The sequence below is a fragment of the Flavonifractor sp. An4 genome (assembly GCF_002161755.1).
Taxonomy (GTDB): Bacteria; Bacillota; Clostridia; order Oscillospirales; family Oscillospiraceae; genus Flavonifractor; species Flavonifractor avicola.
Window position 1 is genome coordinate 17859 of sequence record NZ_NFIL01000018.1, and the last position, 21116, is coordinate 38974.

The 21116-nt window shown below is 57.0% G+C and carries 22 protein-coding genes and 1 tRNA gene; 16 read left to right on the forward strand and 7 right to left on the reverse strand.

Annotation, left to right across the window (positions count from 1 at the left end):
* The first annotated feature begins 123 nt into the window (after positions 1-123).
* From B5F94_RS09180 to B5F94_RS09200, 5 genes are all read left to right on the forward strand, one after another.
* The gene (locus B5F94_RS09180) at positions 124-306 is read left to right on the forward strand and encodes a DUF3185 family protein (protein ID WP_087329614.1); all 183 of its coding nucleotides are present in this window, start codon (positions 124-126) and stop codon (positions 304-306) included.
* Positions 307-562: 256 nt separating this feature from the next.
* On the forward strand, positions 563-1918 hold the full coding sequence (gene gdhA / locus B5F94_RS09185) for an NADP-specific glutamate dehydrogenase (RefSeq protein WP_087189329.1): 1356 nt from the start codon (positions 563-565) through the stop codon (positions 1916-1918).
* Between the two features lie 101 nt (positions 1919-2019).
* Positions 2020-3603 (forward strand): NAD(P)/FAD-dependent oxidoreductase, encoded by a 1584-nt coding sequence (locus B5F94_RS09190; protein ID WP_087329616.1) that lies wholly within the window; start codon positions 2020-2022, stop codon positions 3601-3603.
* A gap of 102 nt (positions 3604-3705) precedes the next feature.
* Complete coding sequence (locus B5F94_RS09195) at positions 3706-4191, forward strand: RNA polymerase sigma factor (protein WP_087329618.1); 486 nt, start codon at positions 3706-3708, stop codon at positions 4189-4191.
* Positions 4184-5620 (forward strand): hypothetical protein, encoded by a 1437-nt coding sequence (locus tag B5F94_RS09200; protein ID WP_087329620.1) that lies wholly within the window; start codon positions 4184-4186, stop codon positions 5618-5620. The genes B5F94_RS09195 and B5F94_RS09200 overlap by 8 nt, the downstream gene beginning before the upstream one ends.
* 42 nt (positions 5621-5662) lie before the next feature.
* Here B5F94_RS09200 and B5F94_RS09205 read toward each other — a convergent pair whose 3' ends face one another.
* The 3 genes from B5F94_RS09205 to B5F94_RS09215 all read right to left on the reverse strand — a co-directional run bounded on the left by B5F94_RS09205 (position 5663) and on the right by B5F94_RS09215 (position 9264).
* Positions 5663-7027, reverse strand: a complete 1365-nt coding sequence (locus tag B5F94_RS09205; RefSeq protein ID WP_087329622.1) for a citrate/2-methylcitrate synthase — start codon at positions 7025-7027, stop codon at positions 5663-5665.
* A 181-nt stretch (positions 7028-7208) separates the two neighbouring features.
* A complete protein-coding gene (locus B5F94_RS09210; protein ID WP_242959364.1) occupies positions 7209-8132 on the reverse strand; it encodes a magnesium transporter CorA family protein in 924 nt (307 codons plus the stop codon).
* Between the two features lie 445 nt (positions 8133-8577).
* Complete coding sequence (locus B5F94_RS09215) at positions 8578-9264, reverse strand: response regulator transcription factor (protein ID WP_087189394.1); 687 nt, start codon at positions 9262-9264, stop codon at positions 8578-8580.
* Positions 9265-9351: 87 nt separating this feature from the next.
* Here B5F94_RS09215 and B5F94_RS09220 point away from each other — a divergent pair, with 87 nt between their 5' ends.
* From B5F94_RS09220 to B5F94_RS09270, 11 genes are all read left to right on the forward strand, one after another.
* Positions 9352-11109 (forward strand): sensor histidine kinase, encoded by a 1758-nt coding sequence (locus B5F94_RS09220; RefSeq protein WP_158100271.1) that lies wholly within the window; start codon positions 9352-9354, stop codon positions 11107-11109.
* Positions 11110-11248: 139 nt separating this feature from the next.
* A complete protein-coding gene (locus B5F94_RS09225) occupies positions 11249-11734 on the forward strand; it encodes an AAA family ATPase (RefSeq protein WP_087189396.1) in 486 nt (161 codons plus the stop codon).
* A gap of 1 nt (position 11735) precedes the next feature.
* On the forward strand, positions 11736-12134 hold the full coding sequence (locus B5F94_RS09230) for a NusG domain II-containing protein (RefSeq protein ID WP_158099510.1): 399 nt from the start codon (positions 11736-11738) through the stop codon (positions 12132-12134).
* A 42-nt stretch (positions 12135-12176) separates the two neighbouring features.
* Entirely contained in the window at positions 12177-12692 is a 516-nt protein-coding gene (locus B5F94_RS09235; RefSeq protein WP_087189405.1) for a Gx transporter family protein, read from the forward strand.
* The gene (locus B5F94_RS09240) at positions 12673-13002 is read left to right on the forward strand and encodes a DUF1622 domain-containing protein (protein ID WP_087189406.1); all 330 of its coding nucleotides are present in this window, start codon (positions 12673-12675) and stop codon (positions 13000-13002) included. The genes B5F94_RS09235 and B5F94_RS09240 overlap by 20 nt, the downstream gene beginning before the upstream one ends.
* 17 nt (positions 13003-13019) lie before the next feature.
* Entirely contained in the window at positions 13020-14093 is a 1074-nt protein-coding gene (locus tag B5F94_RS09245) for a hypothetical protein (RefSeq protein ID WP_087329626.1), read from the forward strand.
* 53 nt (positions 14094-14146) lie between these two features.
* The gene (locus tag B5F94_RS09250) at positions 14147-15181 is read left to right on the forward strand and encodes an FAD:protein FMN transferase (protein WP_087329628.1); all 1035 of its coding nucleotides are present in this window, start codon (positions 14147-14149) and stop codon (positions 15179-15181) included.
* A 31-nt stretch (positions 15182-15212) separates the two neighbouring features.
* Complete coding sequence (gene rsxC / locus B5F94_RS09255) at positions 15213-16520, forward strand: electron transport complex subunit RsxC (protein ID WP_087329630.1); 1308 nt, start codon at positions 15213-15215, stop codon at positions 16518-16520.
* Positions 16517-17491 carry an RnfABCDGE type electron transport complex subunit D gene (locus tag B5F94_RS09260; RefSeq protein ID WP_087329632.1) on the forward strand — a complete coding sequence of 325 codons (975 nt, stop codon included), beginning with the start codon at positions 16517-16519 and terminating at the stop codon, positions 17489-17491. Before rsxC ends, B5F94_RS09260 begins: the two co-directional genes overlap by 4 nt.
* A complete protein-coding gene (locus B5F94_RS09265; protein ID WP_087329634.1) occupies positions 17488-18027 on the forward strand; it encodes an FMN-binding protein in 540 nt (179 codons plus the stop codon). The genes B5F94_RS09260 and B5F94_RS09265 overlap by 4 nt, the downstream gene beginning before the upstream one ends.
* 4 nt (positions 18028-18031) lie before the next feature.
* Positions 18032-18469, forward strand: a complete 438-nt coding sequence (locus B5F94_RS09270; RefSeq protein ID WP_087329636.1) for a hypothetical protein — start codon at positions 18032-18034, stop codon at positions 18467-18469.
* 92 nt (positions 18470-18561) lie between these two features.
* Here the strand turns inward: B5F94_RS09270 and B5F94_RS09275 are convergent, their stop codons facing one another.
* From B5F94_RS09275 to B5F94_RS09290, 4 genes are all read right to left on the reverse strand, one after another.
* The gene (locus B5F94_RS09275) at positions 18562-19083 is read right to left on the reverse strand and encodes a hypothetical protein (RefSeq protein ID WP_087329638.1); all 522 of its coding nucleotides are present in this window, start codon (positions 19081-19083) and stop codon (positions 18562-18564) included.
* A 177-nt stretch (positions 19084-19260) separates the two neighbouring features.
* Positions 19261-19337, reverse strand: a tRNA-Pro gene (locus B5F94_RS09280).
* 98 nt (positions 19338-19435) lie between these two features.
* Entirely contained in the window at positions 19436-20437 is a 1002-nt protein-coding gene (locus B5F94_RS09285; RefSeq protein ID WP_087329640.1) for an NAD(P)H-dependent glycerol-3-phosphate dehydrogenase, read from the reverse strand.
* The gene (locus B5F94_RS09290) at positions 20434-21114 is read right to left on the reverse strand and encodes a glycerol-3-phosphate acyltransferase (protein ID WP_242955467.1); all 681 of its coding nucleotides are present in this window, start codon (positions 21112-21114) and stop codon (positions 20434-20436) included. The genes B5F94_RS09285 and B5F94_RS09290 overlap by 4 nt, the downstream gene beginning before the upstream one ends.
* Positions 21115-21116 lie beyond the last annotated feature (2 nt).

Here is a 21116-nt window from a genome sequence, read left to right on the forward strand (position 1 = left end):
CTTTCGATTGACTTTCTTTCGAACTTGAGTATAATAGTTGCCATTTGGACCCTGCGCCCAGATGATCTTTTCCCGCCTCAATGGGAACAGAAAAAGAGAGTACAAAGAGAAAGGAGTGTCCATATGTTTATCCTGGGTATCATTCTGATCATCGCCGGTATCGGCTGCGCCGGTTACGGTTTTATGCAGAACAACAGCCTGGAGGCCCAGTTCACCAGCATCATGAGCAGCGGTACCGCTAACCCCGGCACCATGTTCATCGTCATCGGCGTGATCCTGCTGGTGGTCGGCAAAAAGAAGAACTAAGGTATTACATATGCCACGGGCGGTCGCCAATGCGACCGCCCGTTCCTCTTTGCAACCTGGCAGTCAAACTGGTGCACTTCCTACCGGTCGGATCGGGTGTTTTTCGTCAAATATGCAATTCTTCTTTTTTCTCTTGCATTTCATGGCGCTATGAATTATAATAACTTCAACACAGCAAAGTGTTCCTCTGAACAGCTGAACACAATCAAATTTCGGTCGGTCCCCCTAGGGCCGCCAAGCAAAGGGGTTTGGCATTATGGCATTTACGATCACCAATTCTTACCTTCAGAACGTGTACGAAGGCGTCTGCAAGAAGAACGCCCATGAGCCCGAGTTCCTCCAGGCTGTAGGCGAGGTTATGGAATCCCTCCAGCCCGTGTACAATCAGAAGCCCGAGCTGGCCAAGATGGGCATTATGGACCGTATGGTGGAGCCTGAGCGCAGCCTGCTGTTCCGCGTGTCCTGGGTGGACGACCATGGCCAGGTCCAGGTGAACCGCGGCTACCGGGTGCAGTTCTCCACCGCCATCGGCCCCTCCAAGGGCGGCCTGCGGTTCCATCCCTCCGTCAACCTGTCCATCATCAAGTTTCTGGGCTTTGAGCAGGTATTCAAGAACTCCCTGACCGGTCTGCCCATGGGCGGCGGCAAGGGCGGTTCCGACTTTGATCCCAAGGGCAAGAGCAGCAACGAGGTCATGCGTTTCTGCCAGTCCTTCATGACTGAGCTGCAGCGCCACATTGGCCCTGACACCGACGTGCCCGCCGGCGACATCGGCGTGGGCGCCCGTGAGATCGGCTACCTGTTTGGCCAGTATAAGCGGATCCGCAACGAGTTTAACGGCGTGCTGACCGGCAAGGGCCTGACCTACGGCGGCTCCCTGGCCCGCACTGAGGCCACCGGCTACGGCCTGTGCTACTTCACCAACGAGATGCTCAAGGCCGCCGGCAAGTCCTTCCAGGGCCAGAGCGTGGTGATCTCCGGCTCCGGCAACGTGGCCATCTACGCCAACCAGAAGGCTACCCAGCTGGGCGGCAAGGTCATCGCCATGAGCGACTCCAACGGCTACATCGTGGACGAGAACGGCATCGACTACAAGGTTATCAAGGAGATCAAGGAGGTCAAGCGAGACCGCATTAAGACCTATTTGGATTATGTCCCCACCGCCAAGTATTACGAGGGCTGCCAGGGCATCTGGACCGTTCCCTGCGGCATTGCCCTCCCCTGCGCTACCCAGAACGAGCTGCCCCTGGAGGGCGCCAAGGCTCTGGTGGAGCACGGCTGCTTCGCCGTGGCCGAGGGTGCCAATATGCCCTCCACCCCCGAGGCGGTTGCCTGGTTCCAGCAGCACGGTGTGCTGTTTGCTCCCGCTAAGGCTTCCAATGCCGGCGGCGTAGCCACCTCCGGTCTGGAGATGAGCCAGAACTCCATGCGCCTGAGCTGGACCTTCGAGGAAGTGGACCAGAAGCTCCACGACATCATGACCAACATCTACCACAACGCCGCCAAGGCCGCCGAGGAGTATGGTATGCCCGGCAACCTGGTGGCGGGCGCCAACATCGCCGGCTTCATGAAGGTGGCCGACGCCATGATCTGGCAGGGCGTTTCCTACTAACCTTAAAACAAAAATGGCATCCATCCTTTACAACGGATGGATGCCATTTTTCTTTATTTATGATATAATACCAGCATTCTGAGAAATACGAGGATCACTCTATGCTCCGCATCCAAAATATCTCCCTGCCCCTTGACGGCAGCCAAGGGCAGCTGAAAAAAAAGGCCGCCCGCATTCTGGGCGTGAAACCGGAGGTCATCACCGGGCTGTCTTTGGCCCGGCAATCCATCGACGCCCGGAAAAAGAACGACGTCCACTACGTCTGCACTGTGGATGTAACCGTGGCCGACGAGGGCAGAGTCATGGCCCGGTGCCGGGACAGAAACGTCTCCCTGCACCAGAGCGCCCCCTATGTTTTCCCAACCGTGCGGCGGACCTCTTCCCTGCCGCCGGTGGTGGTCGGTATGGGCCCCGCCGGTCTGTTTGCCGCCCTGTTCCTGGCCCGCAACGGTCTGGCCCCCATCGTGCTGGAGCGGGGCCGCCCGGTGGAGGAGCGCACCGCCGACGTGGAGCATTTCTGGTCCACCGGCGTGCTGGACCCATCCTCCAACGTCCAGTTCGGCGAGGGGGGCGCGGGCACCTTCTCCGACGGTAAGCTGACCACCGGCACCCACGATCCCCGTATCTCCACTGTATTCCGCACCCTGGTGGACGCAGGAGCCCCGGAGGACATTCTGTACCAGCACAAGCCCCACATCGGTACCGACGTGCTGCGGGACGTGGTGAAAAACATTCGACAGGAACTGATTCGCCTGGGCTGCGACGTGCGCTTTGGCCATCAGCTCACCGGTCTCATCCTCCGGGATGGGGCAGTAGCCGGGCTGACTGTGGAAGGCCCTCAGGGAAGCTACGATCTGCCTTGTGATGCACTGGTCCTCTCCCCCGGCCACTCCGCCCGAGACACCTTCCAGATGCTGCTGGAGGCGGGTGTGCCCATGGAACAGAAGCCCTTTGCCATCGGCGTGCGCATCGAGCATCCCCAGAGTGCCGTCTCTCTGGCTCAGTTTGGCCCCGCATGGGAGAAACTGCCCGCCGCCGACTACAAGCTGGCCTGCCACCTGCCTAACGGCCGCTCCGCCTTTACCTTCTGCGTCTGTCCCGGCGGCCAGGTGGTAGCCGCCGCCTCTGAGGAGGGGCGGCTGGTAACCAACGGCATGAGCCATCGGGCCAGAGACGGCAAAAATATCAACGGCGGTTTTCTGGTGGGGGTGGGTCCCGCCGACTTCGGCTCCGACCACCCTCTGGCCGGAGTTGCTTTCCAGCGACACTGGGAGGAGGCTGCCTTCCAACTGGGCGGCAGAAATTATCATGCCCCTGCCCAGACCGTAAAGGATTTCCTGGCCCGGCAAGCCTCCAAAACTCTGGGCACTGTGGAACCCACTTACCGTCCCGGCGTCACCCCTACCGACCTGGACCGCTGTCTGCCCGATTACGTCACCGATACCCTGCGGGGGGCTCTGCCGATATTTGACCGAAAGCTCCACGGTTTCGCCGCACCGGACAGCCTGCTCACCGGTGTGGAGACCCGCTCCTCCTCCCCCGTACGCATTCTCCGGGGGGAGGACTACCAGTCCACCGTCCGGGGCCTCTATCCCTGCGGTGAGGGTGCTGGCTACGCCGGCGGCATCACCTCCGCCGCCGTGGACGGCATCCGAGTGGCCGAAGCGGTAGCCGCACAGCCTTAAAGCGAAGTTCGCCGCCGCACTGCTGCGGCGGCGAACTTTTTTATTTTCGATGCACTCATTTGCCCCGCTCAGGTGTGTACAGGGCAGAAAGGAGAGAGCGCTATGGCCATGCAGCTCCAGGGGGATGCCCCCTTCTCCTACGCAATGGAACACCATCTGGACACCGTATACCGGGCGGCCTGCCACAACGCCCCCACCTTACAGGACGCGGAGGATGTAACCCAGGAGGTCTTTGAGGCCCTGCTGCGCAGCGGCAAGGGCTTTCACGACGGGGAACATCTGAAGGCCTGGTTGTTGCGGGTGACCATCAACAAGTGCAAAAATCTCCGCCGGGCCAAGCGCAGCGGCGAGGTGCCTCTGTCCGAACATTTCCCCGCTCCTCCGGGTGCGGACGGCTCGGTACTGGACGAGGTGCGGGCCCTGCCGGAGCCCTACCGCAACACCATCTACCTGCACTATTTTGAGGGGTACACCGCTGCTGAGATCGGGGTGATCTTAGGGGCCAAGCGGAACACGGTACTGTCCTGGCTCTCCCGGGGGCGGCAGGCCCTGCGGGAACGGATGATCGGAGGCTTTGAGGATGAATAAGACAGATTATCTGGCCCAAGTTGAGAACCTCCACGCCTCTCAGCAGCTGCGGGAGCGGATTGCCGCCCTTCCCGCCGCCCGCAGGCAGTCCCGGCGATTCAAACCCTGGATGGGGGTATGCGCTGGTCTGGCCGTGGTGGTACTGGGCGGATTCTGGCTGCTGCCCCGGATCGGAGGCAGCAGCGGCGGCGCCGGCGCCGGTCACGACGAGGCCTCCACCTTCATGTCCTACGCCGGGCCGGTCTTTCCTCTGACCACACTGGAGGACGTCAATCTGACCGCTGAGCGGCACATCACCCTGGACTTTACCCCATGGCAAGACGGAAACAGCACTAAAATCCAGATCAAAGACTCCTATGTACTCACCAATCCCACAGACACCGACCTGACCGTTACCCTGGTCTATCCCTTTGCCGGGAGTTTCTATGAACTCTATCCCGTTACCTTGACGGCAAACGGCACGGAGCTGGAGACCGCCATTTACCCCGGCGTGGGCGGGAACCAGAGTGTGGAGTCCTGGGAGGAATACGCGGCCATCATCAAGGGTGGAGATCTGACAGCCGCCCACCAGGAGGCTCCCACCCTGGACACTCCGGTGACGGTCTATTCTTTTACCGACTTTGTCCTTCCGGAAAGCGATGCCATCGCCCCCACCCTGGCGGTGACCTACCCCTGGTCGGAGGACGCCCCCGCCGTATTGACCTACGGCTTCGACGGCAGCGGGATTGACGAGGAGGCAGGCTGGGCTCAACGCCATTTCTCTCTGCCCGGTTCCAACTCACCCCATGCCGAGGATCCCCGACTACTCATCGTAGTGGGAGATCCGTTGGAGGAATACACCATTCAGGGTTACCAGGACGGCGGCTGTACCCCCGGGGAGGAGCTGGCAGGCGTCTCGGCCCACGTCACCCAGTACCAGTCCACTCTGGGTAACGTACTGGATTCTCTCTGCCAGGCTCCGGACACCCTGGATCAAAAGTACGGAAAACCAATGGGTGTTCTTGCACTTCCCAGAGCAGTATTCTTTGACACCCTCTGCAAAAGCTTTGGAACCTCCATCCCGTCCAACATGACGATGCTGGAGATGGTATTCGAATGGTGCAACATCCAGGAACGCATTTTCTACGGGGAGGCCACCCTCACCATCCCCGCCGGGGAGCGTGTCACGGTGGAGGCCTCCTTTATCAAAGAAGGCAGCTACGACTTCGTGTGCGCCCACACAGAGAACCGCGGAATCTACGGCTATGATCTTCTGACTCAGCTGGGTTCCAACCTGACCTGTACCCAACAGGCCGCCACTTTGGAGGACCGGGGTTTGATTCGGATCGTCCGGCAGAACTTTGGTTTTGATTTATACAGCGGGATCAAAACCGTCACGCTGGACCCGTCGACCGAACACTACTACCTGGAGGTTCGCAGAGCCAATTGAGCAAAAAAGAGCCGCCCTAAAGGGCGGCTCTTTTGTTGTTGTTCAGCGCTGATCCATAGGCACATAATCCGCATGGCTGCCCACATACTTATAGGCAGGACGGATAATTTTACCCATATTGATAAGCTCCTCGATGCGGTGGGCGGACCAGCCTGCCACACGGGCCATAGCAAAGATAGGCGTATACAGCTCCAGAGGCAGATCCAGCATATGGTACACAAATCCGGAGTAGAAGTCCACATTGGCGGACACACCCTTGTACATCTTCCGCTCCCCGGCAATGACCTCGGGGCCCAGACGGGCCACCATGGAGTAGAGCTCGTACTCCTCGTTGCGGCCTTTCTCCCGGGACAGCTTTTCCACAAATGTTTTGAAGATGTTGGCGCGGGGGTCGGACAGAGAGTAAACGGCATGGCCCATACCGTAGATCAGGCCCGCTTTGTCAAAGGCCTTCTTGTCCAGCAGATCCTGGAGATACTGCCGCACCTCGTCCTCATCCTTCCAGTCCCTTACGTGCTCCTTCATGTCCTCAAACATCTGCACCACCTTGATATTGGCACCGCCATGCTTGGGACCCTTCAGAGAGGCCAAGGCCGCCGCCATACAGGAGTAGGTATCGGTGCCGGAGGAGGTAACCACATGGGTGGTAAAGGTGGAGTTGTTACCGCCGCCGTGCTCGGCATGGAGGGTCAGACAGATGTCCAGCACATGGGCCTCCCAGAAGGAATAGGAGGAATCCGCCCGCAGCAGGGAGAGGATGTTCTCCGCCGCCGACAGTTCCGGCCGGGGCGCGTGGATGTACAGGCTGCTGCCGCTCTTATAGTTATAGGCCTGATAGCCGTAGACGCTGAGCATGGGGAACAGGGCAATAAGCTGGACGCACTGGCGCATCACATTGGGCAGAGAGATGTCGTCGGCCCGGTCATCGTAGGAGGCCAGGTTGAGGACACTGCGGGCCAGAGAGTTCATGATGTCATGGCTGGGCGCCTTGAGAATGATGTCTCTCACAAAGTTATTGGGCAGGGAGCGATAATAGGACAGCTGCTTGGTAAAGCCGTCCAGTTCCTCCTTGGTGGGCAGCTTGCCCAGCAGCAGCAGATAAGCGGTCTCCTCAAAGCCAAAGCGGCCCTCATTCAGAGCGCCTGCCACCAGCTGCTCCACGTCCACGCCGCGGTAATACAGCTTGCCCTCACAGGGAACCTCCTGTCCGTCCACGATCTTCTTGGCCACAATATCGGAGATCTCGGTCAGTCCGGCAAGCACACCCTTACCGTTCAGATCACGCAGGCCCCGCTTCACATCATACTTTACAAAATCGCCTGGATCGATGCGGCTGTTTTCTTTTGCCATAGTCGCCAGGCTCTCGATTTCAGGCGTAATATTACAGTAATTCGGATTGCTTGCCATGAAAAACCTCCATTCTCTTCACATACCCAGGGGACAACCCCTTTGCCAATTAGTTCATTGCTAACTATTATGCCATGAAAATGTTACCACAGTATGAATCGCACTTTATTTTTTCTTTGAAATATTTGTCAGCTTATAAAAGAAAGACCCGCTGCGGCAGCGCCGGACAGCGGGTCGAAATTTAGAACAGATCTTTCTTCTTCAGGATGATGCCGGTCACCAGAATCACGCCCAGGGACAGCACCAGGGGGAACCACCAGAAATGATCCAGGGGCAGATTGGCTACGTTCATGCCGTAGAAGCTGAAGAAAATATTGGGGATGGTGAGCAGGATGGTGATGGAGGTCAGCACCTTCATGATCACGTTCAGGTTGTTGGAGATTACGGAGGCAAAGGCGTCCATCATGCCGGAAATGATGGAGGAATAGATGTTGGCCATCTCGATAGCCTGGCGCACCTCGATGAGCACGTCCTCCAGCAGATCGTGGTCCTCCTCATAAAGGGTAATGATGCGTCCCCGGAGGATCTTCTCCAACGTGACCTCATTGGCTTTCAGTGAGGTATTAAAGTAAACCAGCGACTTTTCCAGGTCCAGCAGTTGGATAAGCTCCTTGTTCCGCTGGGATTTGTAGAGCTGCCGCTCCATGTAGTTGTAGATCTTGTCGATCTGCTTCAGATATTGCAGGAAGCGCTTGGCCACCTGGAGCAGCATATAGAGAATAAACTGGGTCCGCTTCTGGGTGTCTGCGTTGCGCACCAGCCCGTCCTGGAAATCCTTCAGAATGGAAGTCTCTTTCAGGCAGACAGTAATGATGTGCTTTTCCGTGACGATAATGCCCAGAGGCAAGGTGGAATACACCACCGCATCATCCTTCTCCACCGAAGGAGCGTCAATGATGATGAGGGTCTGTCCCTCTTCCGTGTCGATACGGGAGGTCTCTTCTTCATCCAGCGCGGCCCGCAGGAAGGTGGGCTCCACGCCCAGGGTCACCGCCACTGTGTTCAGTTCATCCTCGCTGGGATAAGTCAGGTTGACCCAGCAGCCGTCCTGTACGGCATCCAGCTTGGTCATTTTCCCATTGATGGTCTTATGGATGGAAAGCAATTCACTCACGCCTTTCTGGGCGCAGGGACCAAAAAGGCATAAAAATCCCCGCACACCTATTGTCTCGCTGATTCGTTCCGCTTATACCAGCGGACCGAAAAAGGGCACAGGCGTGCGGGCGCTCCCGGTTATACCGGTCAAACGCCGATCCAATACGCCGTGCCAGTTGTGTTGCATTCTCGACTCAGAGGGTCACCGCTCACGGCGCATATCACTCCCTTATGACATAATCTGTTTCCCCTAAAAACTGGCTGACTGGTACTGCCAGCCGTTGGGCTACCCCTTATTATATGCTATTTCCCACCGAATTGCAAGCCTGCACTCCCGCCGCTCCGCCTTTTCTTCCACAAAGAAATCCAGATTCAGACAAAATGCCTCCTCTAAAATACTTTGCTGGAAGTCTCATCCATGCGCCACGGAAGGCCGCCCCGTATTCTTCCGCTCCTTATGGAATTACAAAGCGGTAGCCCAATCCACGGACCGTCTGGATATATTGGGGCTTGGATGGGTTTTCTTCGATTTTTGCCCGGATTCGGTTGATATAAACCATAATGGCATTTTCGTCAATGATAGCCGATCCCCATACCAGGTCGTAGATCATATCCTTGGAAAAAATATGATTCACATTGTCCATAAACAGCTTGATAATGGCGTTTTCCTTGGAGGAGAGAACCACCTCTTCCCCATTTTTATAGAACCGCAGAGTGCTGGTATTGTACTGAAAGGGACCGGCTGTGATGATCTGATCCGCTCCGGGCAAATTCCCCCGGCTGCGGCGGATCAGGGCTTTTACCTTTGCCGCAAGGGTAACAGGGTTGAGGGGTTTGGTAATATAGTCGTCTGCACCGATGTCCAGGCCATAGAGGGTATCATAATCCTCTTTGCGTCCGCTGACGATCATAATGGGGATCTTGCTGCCGTTTCGCCGGATATGCTGAATCACCTGAAACCCATCCATGCCGGACAGATTGATATCCAGCAAAAGCAGATCGTATGTTTTCTTTGTCAGCATCTCAAGGCACTGTTCGCCGGAATCGGCGGTATCTGCCTGAATGCCATTGCTGCTGATCACTTTATACAGCATGGTAAGAACGGCTTTGTCGTCATCAACAATGAGTACAAGATCAGCCAAGGTGCATCCCCCTTTACACGGCTTGCTTCTTCCAGTATGATATCCAGTATAAAAGACGAGTATATGTTTGACAAGGGGGGAATTTACTTGAAGCCGCCCATCAAATTGGAGCGCAAATTTCTGGTTATTATCCTGTTGGCCTTCGCCCTCATATTTGCCGGAATTTTTATGGTATTTCGGGTTTTCCACCAATATGAAAACATTATAATCGAAAACGAAGACCGGCAGCTTTTGGGGCTGTCCCGCTCGGTGGACCGCAGTATCACCAGCTATATTCAGCAATTTTCCCGGGAGCTGAAGCACACATTGCAGAGGAACGACCTGGACGATGCTGAGACTGCTTACCGAAACACTGGAAATACGGAAGCACTTGCCCTTCAGGTGGAGGGGACCATCCTATCAGAACATCCTCTGACATACGACATTCTTTGTATCGACAATGGAAGTATTTTATACTCCTCCCGCGGAAAAACAGACTATGTGTTTCCGCCCAATGCCGGCCTGGAGGGAGACGTTGACATCAGGCCCTGCGTGGATGCCTCCGGCACCATCTATCTTTCGTTCCAGAAAGGCATGGAAGGAGAGCTGCAATACGCCGTACTGATCGAGCTTACGGAATTTTATGAGGCTGTGGCGGGAAATCTGATTTCCGGCACCCAAGACCGCATTCTGCTTCTGGACGCAGGTGGGCGAACCCTGCTGTATCAAACAGATGAAGGCGCTGTGGCAACCCTGGTCCAGGATGATACAGGCGGCATAATCAATCAGGACGAATTGAATGCGCTGCTGAACTGCCAAAGCCAGGGCGAGAATGTGTCTCTTTTCTACCAAGCTCAGACCAGCGAAGATGGAAAAGCCTATACGGCGCGCATGGCAGCCATCCCAGCCGACGGAAACAATGGTGTGTTTACAGTGGGTGCCTCCCTCAATTATGAAACCATTAAACGGCCCATCCATATGTCCGCTATACGGCTTACCGCCTACAGCAGCATGATCGTGATTGGAATTTTGCTGTTGGCTGGCTCCATCCTGCTGGTGGCCCGGCGCAACGCACGAGCCCAGCAGGAAGTACTCATGCTTCGGGAACAAAATCTTGCCCTGGAGGCGGTCACTAAGAAGTCTCAGGCTCTGGCCCACCATCAGCGGCTGGAGATCATCGGCACCTTGACCTCCAGCATTGCCCATGAATTCAACAACCTTCTGACCCCCATTATGGGTTACTCCATTCTGGTTCTGGAAAAACTGCCGCCGGACGCCGAAGAGACCTATGACAATGTGCTGGAAATTTACGAGGCCTCCAGAAAGGCAAAAACCATTATCTCCCGCCTCTCGGACCTCTCCCGCAAAAATACTCCCCTCACTTTCCAGTATATCTCGCCGGACGATCTGGTGGTCCGCGTTCTGGAGATCGCCGCACCGGCGAAACCTCCCAAGGTAGAGGTCAGCCACAAGCTTCAGTGCCGGCACCTCTGGGTACACGGCAACGAGATCCAACTGTCCCAGATGCTGCTCAACCTGGTTTTAAACACCTACCAGGCCATGGAGACAGACGGCGGAACCCTTACCATCACAACCGAACCTGAGGATGACTGGATCTGCCTCCATGTGGCCGACACAGGGCCTGGAATCGACCCTGCACTGCTGGAAACCATCTTTGAGCCCTTCTTTACCACCAAGGAGCGAGGCAAAGGAACCGGGCTGGGTCTGGCCATCGTACAGCAGGTGGTAAAGGAACACCACGGCACGGTCCGTGTCCACAGCGAATTGGGACAGGGAACCACATTCACCGTTCGACTGCCCATCCCCGCCCAGGAGGATGAACACTGCGACAACAGCATATCATAAGAAAGAGGATGGATGTTTTCCTGTTGGGAGGCATCCATCCTCTTTTCTTAACAAATATTAAGGGTACAGTAATTTCCCATTAATCAGAGATTGTTATAATTTTGACAAATTCATTCTTGTCACGAAGTGGAGCCGTCAGATGATTATAACGATTGCACGGAAATATGGCAGCGGCGGCCGGGAGATCGGCCAGAGACTGGCCAAACATCTGAATATTCCCTATTACAATGTGGACGCCCTGCCCCACACTCGAATCGAGGACTGGCAGGAAGAGATTCTCCGGCTGGCCGATGCCGGGCCTTGCGTCATGGTGGGCTTCTGTGCCGATCATGTGCTGGCCGGGCGGGAAGGCCTCATGCGTACCTTCATCCACTGTGACATGGAGCATCGCCTCCAGCGGATCATGGAAGAAAATCATCTCTCCAGAGAACAGGCCCAGCGCGAGGCCCTCTACCAGGACCGGGAGAGGGCCCGGCTGTACGGACTCTATACCGGCGAGAAATGGGCCAATCTGGACCGGTATGATCTGACTGTAAACAGCAGTCTGTTGGGAACAGTCGGCACTGTGGAATTGCTGGGTCAGTTTGTGGCGCTGAATGTCATGCGCAAGCGCAGAGGTCAGTGAAATGAGAGAAACATACAAAACAGTTCGATTGACTCTGTGCCGGGGCGATCTTCTGGCGGTGTGCCTGGTCCTTATGGCCGCGGCCGCTCTGATTGCCGGCTGGAGTATGGGCTCAGGCGGAAAGGCCGCTTCTGTCCAGATCTGGCAGGACGGCATTTGGAAGGGCGAGTATGACCTGATGCAGGATCAGGAGATCCAGATCAGCGGCAGCTATCAGAACACGGTCAAAATCCAAAATGGCCGGGCTGCCATCATTGATTCCAACTGTCCGGGCCAGGACTGCGTCAAAAGCGGTTGGCACGAAGATGCCAGACAGAGCATCGTTTGCCTGCCCAACCGCCTGGAGCTTCGTCTGGTGGGTACCGAAGGGGAACCCCAGGTGGACGGTGTAACCAGATAGGAGGCTGACATGGGAAAAACAAGATCTCTTGCGCTAAGCGCTATGCTGATTGCACTTGCATTGGGGTTATCCTATATGGAGCGCTTTCTTCCCCTACAGCTGCTGATCCCGCTGCCGGGGGTAAAGCTGGGGCTGGCCAATATTGTCACCCTATTTGCCCTGTACTTTTTGGGCGGCAAAAGCGCCGTTCAGATCCTTGTCATACGGTGCGCCCTTGGTGCCATGTTTGGCGGCGGCCTTACCGCCTTTTTCTTTTCCATCACCGGCGGGGTACTGGCCATGGCTACCATGGCTTTGACCCGCCGCCTCCCCTTCCTCTCCATCTATGGGGTGAGCATCTGCGGTGCGGCCGCCCACCAGACCGGTCAGGTCCTGATGGCGGTGCTCTTGCTGCGCTCTGTCTATGTGGCTGGATATCTTCCGGCGCTGCTGCTGATTTCCATTGTCACAGGTTTTTTGACCGGCGCAGTCTCCGCCGCCTGTTTCCGGGCCATGATCGCGGCACAGCTGCCCTTTGCATCAAACATGGAGGTTTCCTATGCTGGAGAATTTGATTGAAACTGCCCTGCCCACCATCATCGCAATTCTGGAGATCATGGGCATCTTCGTGGTGGTCGTCTCGGCCACCGGCGCATTTATCCGTTACCTGAAAGGGCTTGTCACCCACTCCGGATCAGACGTCAAATTTGCTCTGGCCAACGGGCTGGCCATCAGTCTGGAATTCAAAATGGCCGCCGAGATCTTGAAAACCGTCCTGGTGCACGAGCTCAATGAGCTGATGGTATTGGGGGCGGTCATCCTTTTGCGTGCGCTGTTATCATTTCTCATTCACTTTGAAATGAAGCAGATACATCACACCGAATCATAATTCAGGAGGTATCACACATGAAGAAACTGCTTGCACTGATCCTGTCCGGTACGCTGACTATGGGCGCACTGTCCGCCTGCGGCAGCACGGCAGTGGTGGCTGTCCCTCAGCCTGAGGAATCTGCGCCCGCCGTCACCGAACCGGTTCCGGAACACACTCAAGGTACATCGGATGCCGCGGTCAAAACCGGTCTCTATCTGGGCACCAGCTTGTCCAGCAGCAAAAATGCCGCGGACGGCGAGGATGGATACAGCCAGGCCAATATTGAACTGGTGGCGGTCACTGTGACCGACGAAGGGGTCATCGACTCCTGCGTGATCGACTCCATCCAGGCAAAAGCCACCTTTGACGCCACCGGAACCCTGACTGCCGACCTGACTGCCCAGGTTCCCTCCAAGAACGAGCTGGGCAGCAATTACGGTATGGGCCAGGTCAGCTCCATCGGCAAGGAGTGGAACGAACAGGTTCAGGCTCTGGCCGATTACGTAGAGGGCAAGACGGTGGAGGAGATCAAGGGCATCGCCGTGACCGAGGAGGGCAAGGCCGCCGATGCGGATCTGGCTGCTTCCGTCACCGTCTCCATCGCCGGCTATCTGGATGCCATCGAGCAGGCGGTTTCCAACGCCACTCATCTTGGCGCCATGCAGGGGGATCGTCTGGTTCTGACCACCTCCACCAACATTGCCAACAGCAAGAGCGCCACCGCTGAGGAGCCCGGCCAGGTCCAGACCTCCGCCACTGTGGCCGCCATTACCCTGAACGGCGACGTGATCACCAGCTGCTACATCGACGCTGTGCAGGCCAACGTGGACTTTGACGCTGCCGGCGTTATCACCACCGACCTGACCGCGGTACCGCCCACCAAAAATGAGCTGGGCGACAACTACGGCATGGGCCAGATCAGCCCCATCGGCAAGGAATGGAACGAGCAGGTGGCTGCCTTCTGCGCATATGTGACCGGCAAGACCCTGGACCAGGTGGCGGGGATCGCCGTGACCGAAAAGGGCGCTGCCGCCGACGCAGACCTGGCCGCCTCGGTCACCATTGCCATCGGGGAGTTCCAGGCCCTGATCGCAAAAGCCGCCGCCTGAGTTTTCTTCAGACGGCAGCTTGATACGCCTGTCATTTGGAAAGTAGAGGTTATATGAAGCGAACGGCCACTTTGATCCTCCTGCTGGTTCTGCTCTGCGGGTGCACAGCAGCCCCCGCAAAGTCTGACGACACTGGTCTGAACCGCTATGAGGCTACATTTCTGACCCTGTTTGACACCGTCACCACCATCGTGGGATATGCCGAAACCGAGGAGGCCTTTACCGACACGGCCCAGGTCTTCCATGATGAACTGCTGGAATATCATCAGCTCTACGACATCTACAATGAGTACGAAGGAATCAACAACATCAAGACCATCAACGATCACGGCTGGGAACACCCCATCAAGGTGGATCAGCGGATCATTGACCTGCTGTTGTTCAGCAAGGAGCTGTATACCCAGACGGAGGGCAGGGTCAATATCGCCATGGGCAGCGTACTTCGCCTGTGGCATGACGCCCGGGAAACCGGCATAGCCGACCCCAGTCGGGCGGCACTGCCGGACCAGGCTGCCCTGGAACAGGCCGCAGCCCACACGGATATCGACAGCATCCAGATTGACGTGGAAGAAAGTACCATTTTCCTGTCTGACCCGGAGGTCAAACTGGATGTTGGCGCCATTGCCAAAGGCTATGCGGTGGAGCAGGTCTGCCGGAACACCCCCTCCGGGCTGCTCATCAGCGTGGGTGGAAATGTCTGTCCCACCGGCCCAAAGCCGGAAAGCGGCCAGCCGTGGGTGGTAGGCATTCAGGACCCGGAAGATCCGGAGCAATATCTCCATACCATCTATGTGGAAGATGTCTCTGTGGTCACCAGCGGAGATTATCAGCGGTATTTTACCGTGGACGGCGTTCCATACCACCATATCATAGATCCTGACACCAACTATCCTGCCGGCTACTGGCGCTCGGTCACCATTCTGTGCCGGGATTCCGGTGTAGCAGACGCCCTCTCTACCGCCCTTTTTACCCTGCCCCAGGAGGAGGGACAGGCCCTGCTGGACGCCTTCCAGGCAGAAGCCATGTGGGTGCGTCAGGACGGAACCATCCTGTACAGCCCCGGATTTCAGGCGTATATCCGCATATAGCCAAAGCGCTCATATCATCGAGGTGGAAAGAATGAGAAAATTGTTTTGGGGTGGTATCCACCCAGAGGGACATAAAGCTCTCTCCCGGGGCGCGGCCCCCATTCCCGCACCCCTGCCGGCGCAGGTCGTCCTGCCCATGATCCAGCATATCGGCGCAGCCTGCACCCCCGTGGTCAAGGTGGGCGATCAGGTCAAAATGGGACAAAAGATCGGCGATGGCGAAGGAATCTGCGCCCCCATCCATGCCTCTGTCTCCGGTAAAGTGGTGGCTGTGGAGCCCCGTCCCCACCCCGGCGGCAGCGAAGCACTGTCCGTGGTGATCGAGAATGACTATACAGACACACCGGACGACACCTTAAAGCCCCATCTGACCCACCAGGATCTCTCTGGAGACGAGATCCTCCGCATCATCCGGGATGCAGGTATCGTGGGTATGGGCGGCGCCGCATTCCCCACAGACGTGAAGGCCTTCTCCGCACTGGGCCAGGTGGACTATGTCATCATCAACGCCTGTGAGTGCGAGCCGTATATTACGGCGGACGATACCCTCATCTGTACTTATCCGGAGCAGGTGATCCGGGGAACGGAGACCCTGATCCATACCCTCGCACCCAAGCATACGGTGATTGCCATTGAGGACAACAAGCAGGAGGCCATCCGCATCCTGAGGGACGCCCTGCCCAAGGACTCATCCATCGAATTGCGGGTACTGCCCACCCGCTACCCCCAGGGCGCGGAGAAGCAGCTGATCCAGGCCGTGACCAACCGACAGGTCCCTCCGGGCAAGCTGCCCGCCGCCGTGGGCTGCGCCGTGTTCAACGCAGCCACCGCTGCCGCCGTCTATCAGGCGGTATACGAGGGAAAGCCGGTCACCCGCCGCATTGTGACGGTCACCGGCGACGGAGCTGCGGCGCCCAAGAATATGATTTTCCGCATTGGTACCACCTTCGGGCAGGCCATTGACGCTGCTGGCGGCATGGCGGAGGACACCCAGAAAGTGCTGTCCGGCGGCCCCATGATGGGCCTTGCCCAAAAGGACCTGGCCGTACCGGTGTTAAAGGGCACCAACGCCATTCTGTGCCTGAAAGCCACAGTTCCCCAGTCCAAAACCCAGACCTGTATCCGCTGCGCCAAGTGCGTGTCCGTCTGCCCCATGCACCTGCAGCCTCTGTACCTGTACCGCTTTGAACAGGCCGGGAACTGGAAGGAACTTGAGAAACTGCATTTGACGGACTGTATCGAGTGCGGAAGCTGCAGCTACACCTGCCCGGCACAGCTCCCGCTGGTGGAGCGGTTCCGTGCGGGCAAACAGCAGCTGAAGGAGGCAAAGAAAGCATGAAACTGCTTGTAACATCCTCTCCGCACATTCACAGCGGGTTCCGCACCAGCCGTCTGATGGGATCGGTGCTGATCGCGCTGATTCCCGCCCTTGCGGCCGGTGTGTGGTTCTTTGGTATCAGAGCCCTGGTCCTGACCGCGGTCACCGTGCTGGCCTGCCTGCTCTCTGAGTGGCTCTACCGCATGGTCACCCGGCAGAGCAACACCCTGCCGGACCTGTCCGCAGCGGTGACCGGCGTTCTGCTGGCTATGACCCTCCCCGCCTCCGCCCCCTACTGGCTGGCGGCTGTGGGCGGTGTCTTTGCCATTGTGGTGGTCAAGGGGCTGATCGGCGGTCTGGGACAGAACATCTTTAACCCTGCCCTGGCTGCCCGGGCTTTCCTGGTCCTGTTCTGGCCCAGCTGGATGGTCCGCTATGCGGCGCCTGGTACCTCCCTGGACCCGCTGTCGGTCTCAGTGGACATCGTATCCTCCGCCACCCCTCTGCACCATATGCAGATGCCTGCGCTGCCTACGGAGTCCCTGCTGGATGTATTTCTGGGGAATATGGGCGGCTGTATCGGCGAGGTGTCCGCCCTGGCCCTGCTGCTGGGCGGCGGATACCTGCTGCTGCGCAAGGTGATCTCCTGGCGCATTCCGGTGGCCTACCTGGGCTCTGTGGCACTGCTTACCCTGATCTTCTCCAAAGGCCAGGACCCCGTCCTGTGGATGCTCTACAGCCTGATGGGCGGCGGCGTGCTGCTGGGCGCCTTCTTTATGGCCACCGACTATGCCACCTCCCCTGTTACCCCCATGGGCCAGTTGATCTACGGCGTGGGATGCGGCGTACTGACCGTCTGCTTCCGCTACTACGGACTTTTCCCGGAAGGGGTCACCTATGCCATCCTGCTGATGAACGCCTGTGCCTGGAGCCTGGACCGGCTCACACCCCCCAAGCGCTTTGGTACTGTGAAAGGAGGCGGCGTACAGTGAACGTAAAACAGTTGATCCAGCCTGTGGCTGCCCTTCTTATCGCCGCCCTGGTTTTGTTCCTGGGCACCACCGTGCTCTCCCCCATTGCTCAGGAAAACAAGGAACAGGAGCTGCAGTCCATCCTCTCCAGCCTTCTGCCCGGCGCAGAATCCTTTGTCCAGGAGGAGTACACCGGCGAGGACGATGCTATCTCCGCGGTCTACAAGGCAGATAACGGCTATGTGATCGAAACGGTCACCGCCGGATATGCCGGCGATATCACCATGCTGGTAGGCGTCAATCTGGACGGCACCATTGCCAGTCTGGTGGTGCGGGATATGCAGGAGACCTACGGGCTTGGCATGGAGGCCCTCTCCGATGTATCCTTCCTGTCTCAGTTCCTCTGGAATGGCACCACCTTTACCGTAGGCGAAAATGTGGACGCCCTCACCGGCGCCACCGTTACCTCCAAGGCGGTGGCCAAGGCTGTTACCTCAGCCAGTGCCTTTGTAACCGGCGCGGATATTGGCTCCAGCGCCACCGAATGGGGAGGTTGATGTGATGAAAAATACCTATCGTCTGAATACCTTCCTGGCTGTGGTTGCGGGCCTGGTATTTCTGGGCTATCTGGCAGAGCACGCCTTTGCTCCCGCCGCCATCCTGCCGCCGCTGGACCTGATGCTGGTCAGCGGGATCTCCCTGGTGGCCCTGATTCTCGAGCATTATTCCGGGAAGCCGGTGGAGGGGCGCTGCTGGCCTGTGACAGCGCTGCTCAGCGCGCTGACCTTCGTTCTGCTGCCTCTGGCGGCAGGTCTCATGTCCGGTCAGGAGCTGCTCCGGTTTGCCCTGGTGAGCTGGGCTGCGTTTATGGTGCTGACCTTCCTGTTTACCGCCATCTGTCAGCGTCTGGCCTCCAGTCCGGCAAGCAAGATCGCACCCCTGCTCTCTGCCGGGGTCCTGTTCCTGGCGGTTCAGGGCTGCAGCAGCCTTTTCCTGTGATCGATCTCTTTCGTATCCCAGGAACGGAATAAGATAAAACAGGAACAACAAGAGGCGGGAACATCTGAAGCGATGTTCCCGCCTTAATCATATCATTTATCAGTTTTTGTCCCATGTTCTTGCACATAGTTCACAAGCTGATCCAACATAGAACGATCCGTTGCATGATAAACTAAAAATCCATTATTCTCTCCCAAACTAACAACTACTTTTCCATCGTCGTAAACCGTCAAAAAACACGTTTCCTTTTCTGTGCTCCCCCATACAAGGAAAATGTTTGCATTCATAGAACTGCCATTTGAACTGACAGATGTGATTGCCCAGGGGAATAAATTTTGAAAGTTCTGCTGGTATCCAGATTGATTTAATATATCGATGATTGCGATAAAATCCTTGCTGCCGCCTGTTAGCGCTTGCAATTCATAGTTATCAATAAATGGCGTTCCATCCTTGCTAACTCCACTGATATTTGCAGTACAGGCAAGACTAATAATTGCACTTTCATCAACAGAAATGATATCCGCTAAAGAATGCGGCCGCAAACGCCACACACCAGCACAAAGGACAATTAAGGCCAGCAAAGCAATCAGGATCTTTTTCATGTGCTTTCTCATGTTAGTTCCCCCTCTAAGTTATAAACATATCCGTTTCATTAAGAATAACACATATGTGATAAAATAGAAAGCGATAGGGAATATTCCCTATCGCTTCTCCAAAACATATTTTCAACAAAAATGATAAATCCGAATTACATTACCCACTTGGATAATGTAATTCGGATTACCATTAGATGGTCCGAGTGACTGGATTCGAACCAGCGGCCTCTTGAACCCCATTCAAGCGCGATACCAAACTTCGCCACACCCGGAGATCGCCGCCGTGTTTCAGACGGCTTGATTATATTACCACACCTCTTAGAGGAATGCAAGTACTTTTTTCGATTTTTTGAAATTTTTTTAGGAGGCCTTAAACCCAGCTATCCTCCAGCTCGTGCTTCCGCTCCCGGGTCATCAGATCCACGATCACCTGGCGGGGGTCCTTACCTTCGTAGAGCACCTGATAGGCCGCCTCAGTGATGGGCATCTCCACACCCACCTTCCGGGCCAGGGTACGGGCATTGGCGGCGGCATAGTAGCCCTCCACCACAGCACCGATCTCCTTGACCGCCTGCTGCGTGGGAGTGCCCTTACCAATCAGAATACCGCAGCGGCGGTTACGGGAGTGCATGGAGGTACAGGTAACAATCAGGTCACCCACACCGGACAGGCCGGCAAAGGTCTCCCGGCGGCCGCCCATGGCCACGCCCAGCCGGGCGATCTCGGTAAGGCCCCGGGTCATCAGGGCCGCCTTGGTGTTGTCACCGTAGCCCATACCGTCGCTGATACCGGCACACAGAGCGATGACATTCTTCAGCGCTGCGCCCAGCTCCACGCCTACCACGTCGTCGGAGGCATACACACGGAAGCGCTCATTCATAAAGAGGTCCTGGACCTGCTCCGCGGCGGAGCGATCCTTGGAGGCGGACACCACCACGGTGGGGATATGCCGTCCCACCTCCTCCGCATGGGAGGGACCGGAGAGGGCTACGATGGGATGGGCATCGCCCACCTCCTGCTCAATGGCGTCGGTGAGGGTGAGAGAGGTATCCTTCTCAATGCCCTTGGACACCGATACCAACACCGCACCAGGCTCCAGCAGAGACGCCGCGGCCTTAGCCGTAGTACGTACGGCAAAGGACGGGGTGGCCAGCACCACCGCGCCGCAGCCCTTCACACAGACCAGATCAGAGGTCAGCTTCAGCTCCTTGGGCAGAGCTACACCCTTCAGCATGGGGTTCTCTCCCGTCTGACGCAGTACGGCGGACTCCTCCTCCGTATAGGACCACAAGGTCACATCATGACCATTTTCCAGCAACACCAGCGCCAGGGCCGTGCCCCAGCCGCCGCTTCCCAGTACCGCGATCTTCACTTCGAAGTACCCCCGTTCAATTTATGATGCAGGCTGAATTTGGACTCGGTGCCCTTCAGAATACGCACCAGATTACCCCGGTGCTTCCACACCACAAGTCCACCGATCAAAATGGCGATCACCAGAATCACCAGATTTTGATAGACAAACCAACTGGCAAAGGGGAAAGAGGCCCCCGCCCAGATGGAACCCAGAGAGACCCACTTGGTAATGGCGGCCAGGATAATAAACCCGCCCCACACCACCAGCGCGATACGCCAGTCCATCATAATGGCGATGGTACCGCCGGACAGAATCCCCTTGCCGCCCTTGAAACCAAACATACAGGGGAACATATGGCCCAGCAGGCAGAAGGTACCGGCCCAGTATTTACCCAGCACCGGCCAGATGGCCTGCCAGTCCTGGGGCGGAGTAACCATACTGAAAAGCCACTGACCCAGCAGGATGGCGATTACCGCCTTCAGCACGTCGGTCAGGATGACTACCAGGGTCAGGGGACCGCCGAAGGTACGGTAGAAGTTGGTCAGGCCCGCATTGCCGCTGCCATGCTTGCGCACGTCGTTGCGCAGGATATACTTGGAGACAATGACCGCCCCATTGAAACAGCCGAAGAAGTAGGCAATGACCGCCACTGCAGCCACCACCAAAAGGATCATTTCCATCGAAGCTGCCGGCATGG

Coding starts and splice junctions, on each gene's coding strand:
- B5F94_RS09225 (WP_087189396.1), top strand. CDS start 11,249: ATGATTATAACGATTGCACGGAAATATGGCAGCGGCGGCCGGGAGATC.
- B5F94_RS09180 (WP_087329614.1), top strand. CDS start 124: ATGTTTATCCTGGGTATCATTCTGATCATCGCCGGTATCGGCTGCGCC.
- B5F94_RS09200 (WP_087329620.1), top strand. CDS start 4,184: ATGAATAAGACAGATTATCTGGCCCAAGTTGAGAACCTCCACGCCTCT.
- B5F94_RS09270 (WP_087329636.1), top strand. CDS start 18,032: ATGAAAAATACCTATCGTCTGAATACCTTCCTGGCTGTGGTTGCGGGC.
- B5F94_RS09195 (WP_087329618.1), top strand. CDS start 3,706: ATGGCCATGCAGCTCCAGGGGGATGCCCCCTTCTCCTACGCAATGGAA.
- B5F94_RS09250 (WP_087329628.1), top strand. CDS start 14,147: ATGAAGCGAACGGCCACTTTGATCCTCCTGCTGGTTCTGCTCTGCGGG.
- B5F94_RS09245 (WP_087329626.1), top strand. CDS start 13,020: ATGAAGAAACTGCTTGCACTGATCCTGTCCGGTACGCTGACTATGGGC.
- B5F94_RS09235 (WP_087189405.1), top strand. CDS start 12,177: ATGCTGATTGCACTTGCATTGGGGTTATCCTATATGGAGCGCTTTCTT.
- gdhA (WP_087189329.1), top strand. CDS start 563: ATGGCATTTACGATCACCAATTCTTACCTTCAGAACGTGTACGAAGGC.
- B5F94_RS09205 (WP_087329622.1), bottom strand. CDS start 7,027: ATGGCAAGCAATCCGAATTACTGTAATATTACGCCTGAAATCGAGAGC.
- B5F94_RS09275 (WP_087329638.1), bottom strand. CDS start 19,083: ATGAGAAAGCACATGAAAAAGATCCTGATTGCTTTGCTGGCCTTAATT.
- B5F94_RS09290 (WP_242955467.1), bottom strand. CDS start 21,114: ATGCCGGCAGCTTCGATGGAAATGATCCTTTTGGTGGTGGCTGCAGTG.
- B5F94_RS09240 (WP_087189406.1), top strand. CDS start 12,673: ATGCTGGAGAATTTGATTGAAACTGCCCTGCCCACCATCATCGCAATT.
- B5F94_RS09230 (WP_158099510.1), top strand. CDS start 11,736: ATGAGAGAAACATACAAAACAGTTCGATTGACTCTGTGCCGGGGCGAT.
- rsxC (WP_087329630.1), top strand. CDS start 15,213: ATGAGAAAATTGTTTTGGGGTGGTATCCACCCAGAGGGACATAAAGCT.
- B5F94_RS09190 (WP_087329616.1), top strand. CDS start 2,020: ATGCTCCGCATCCAAAATATCTCCCTGCCCCTTGACGGCAGCCAAGGG.
- B5F94_RS09260 (WP_087329632.1), top strand. CDS start 16,517: ATGAAACTGCTTGTAACATCCTCTCCGCACATTCACAGCGGGTTCCGC.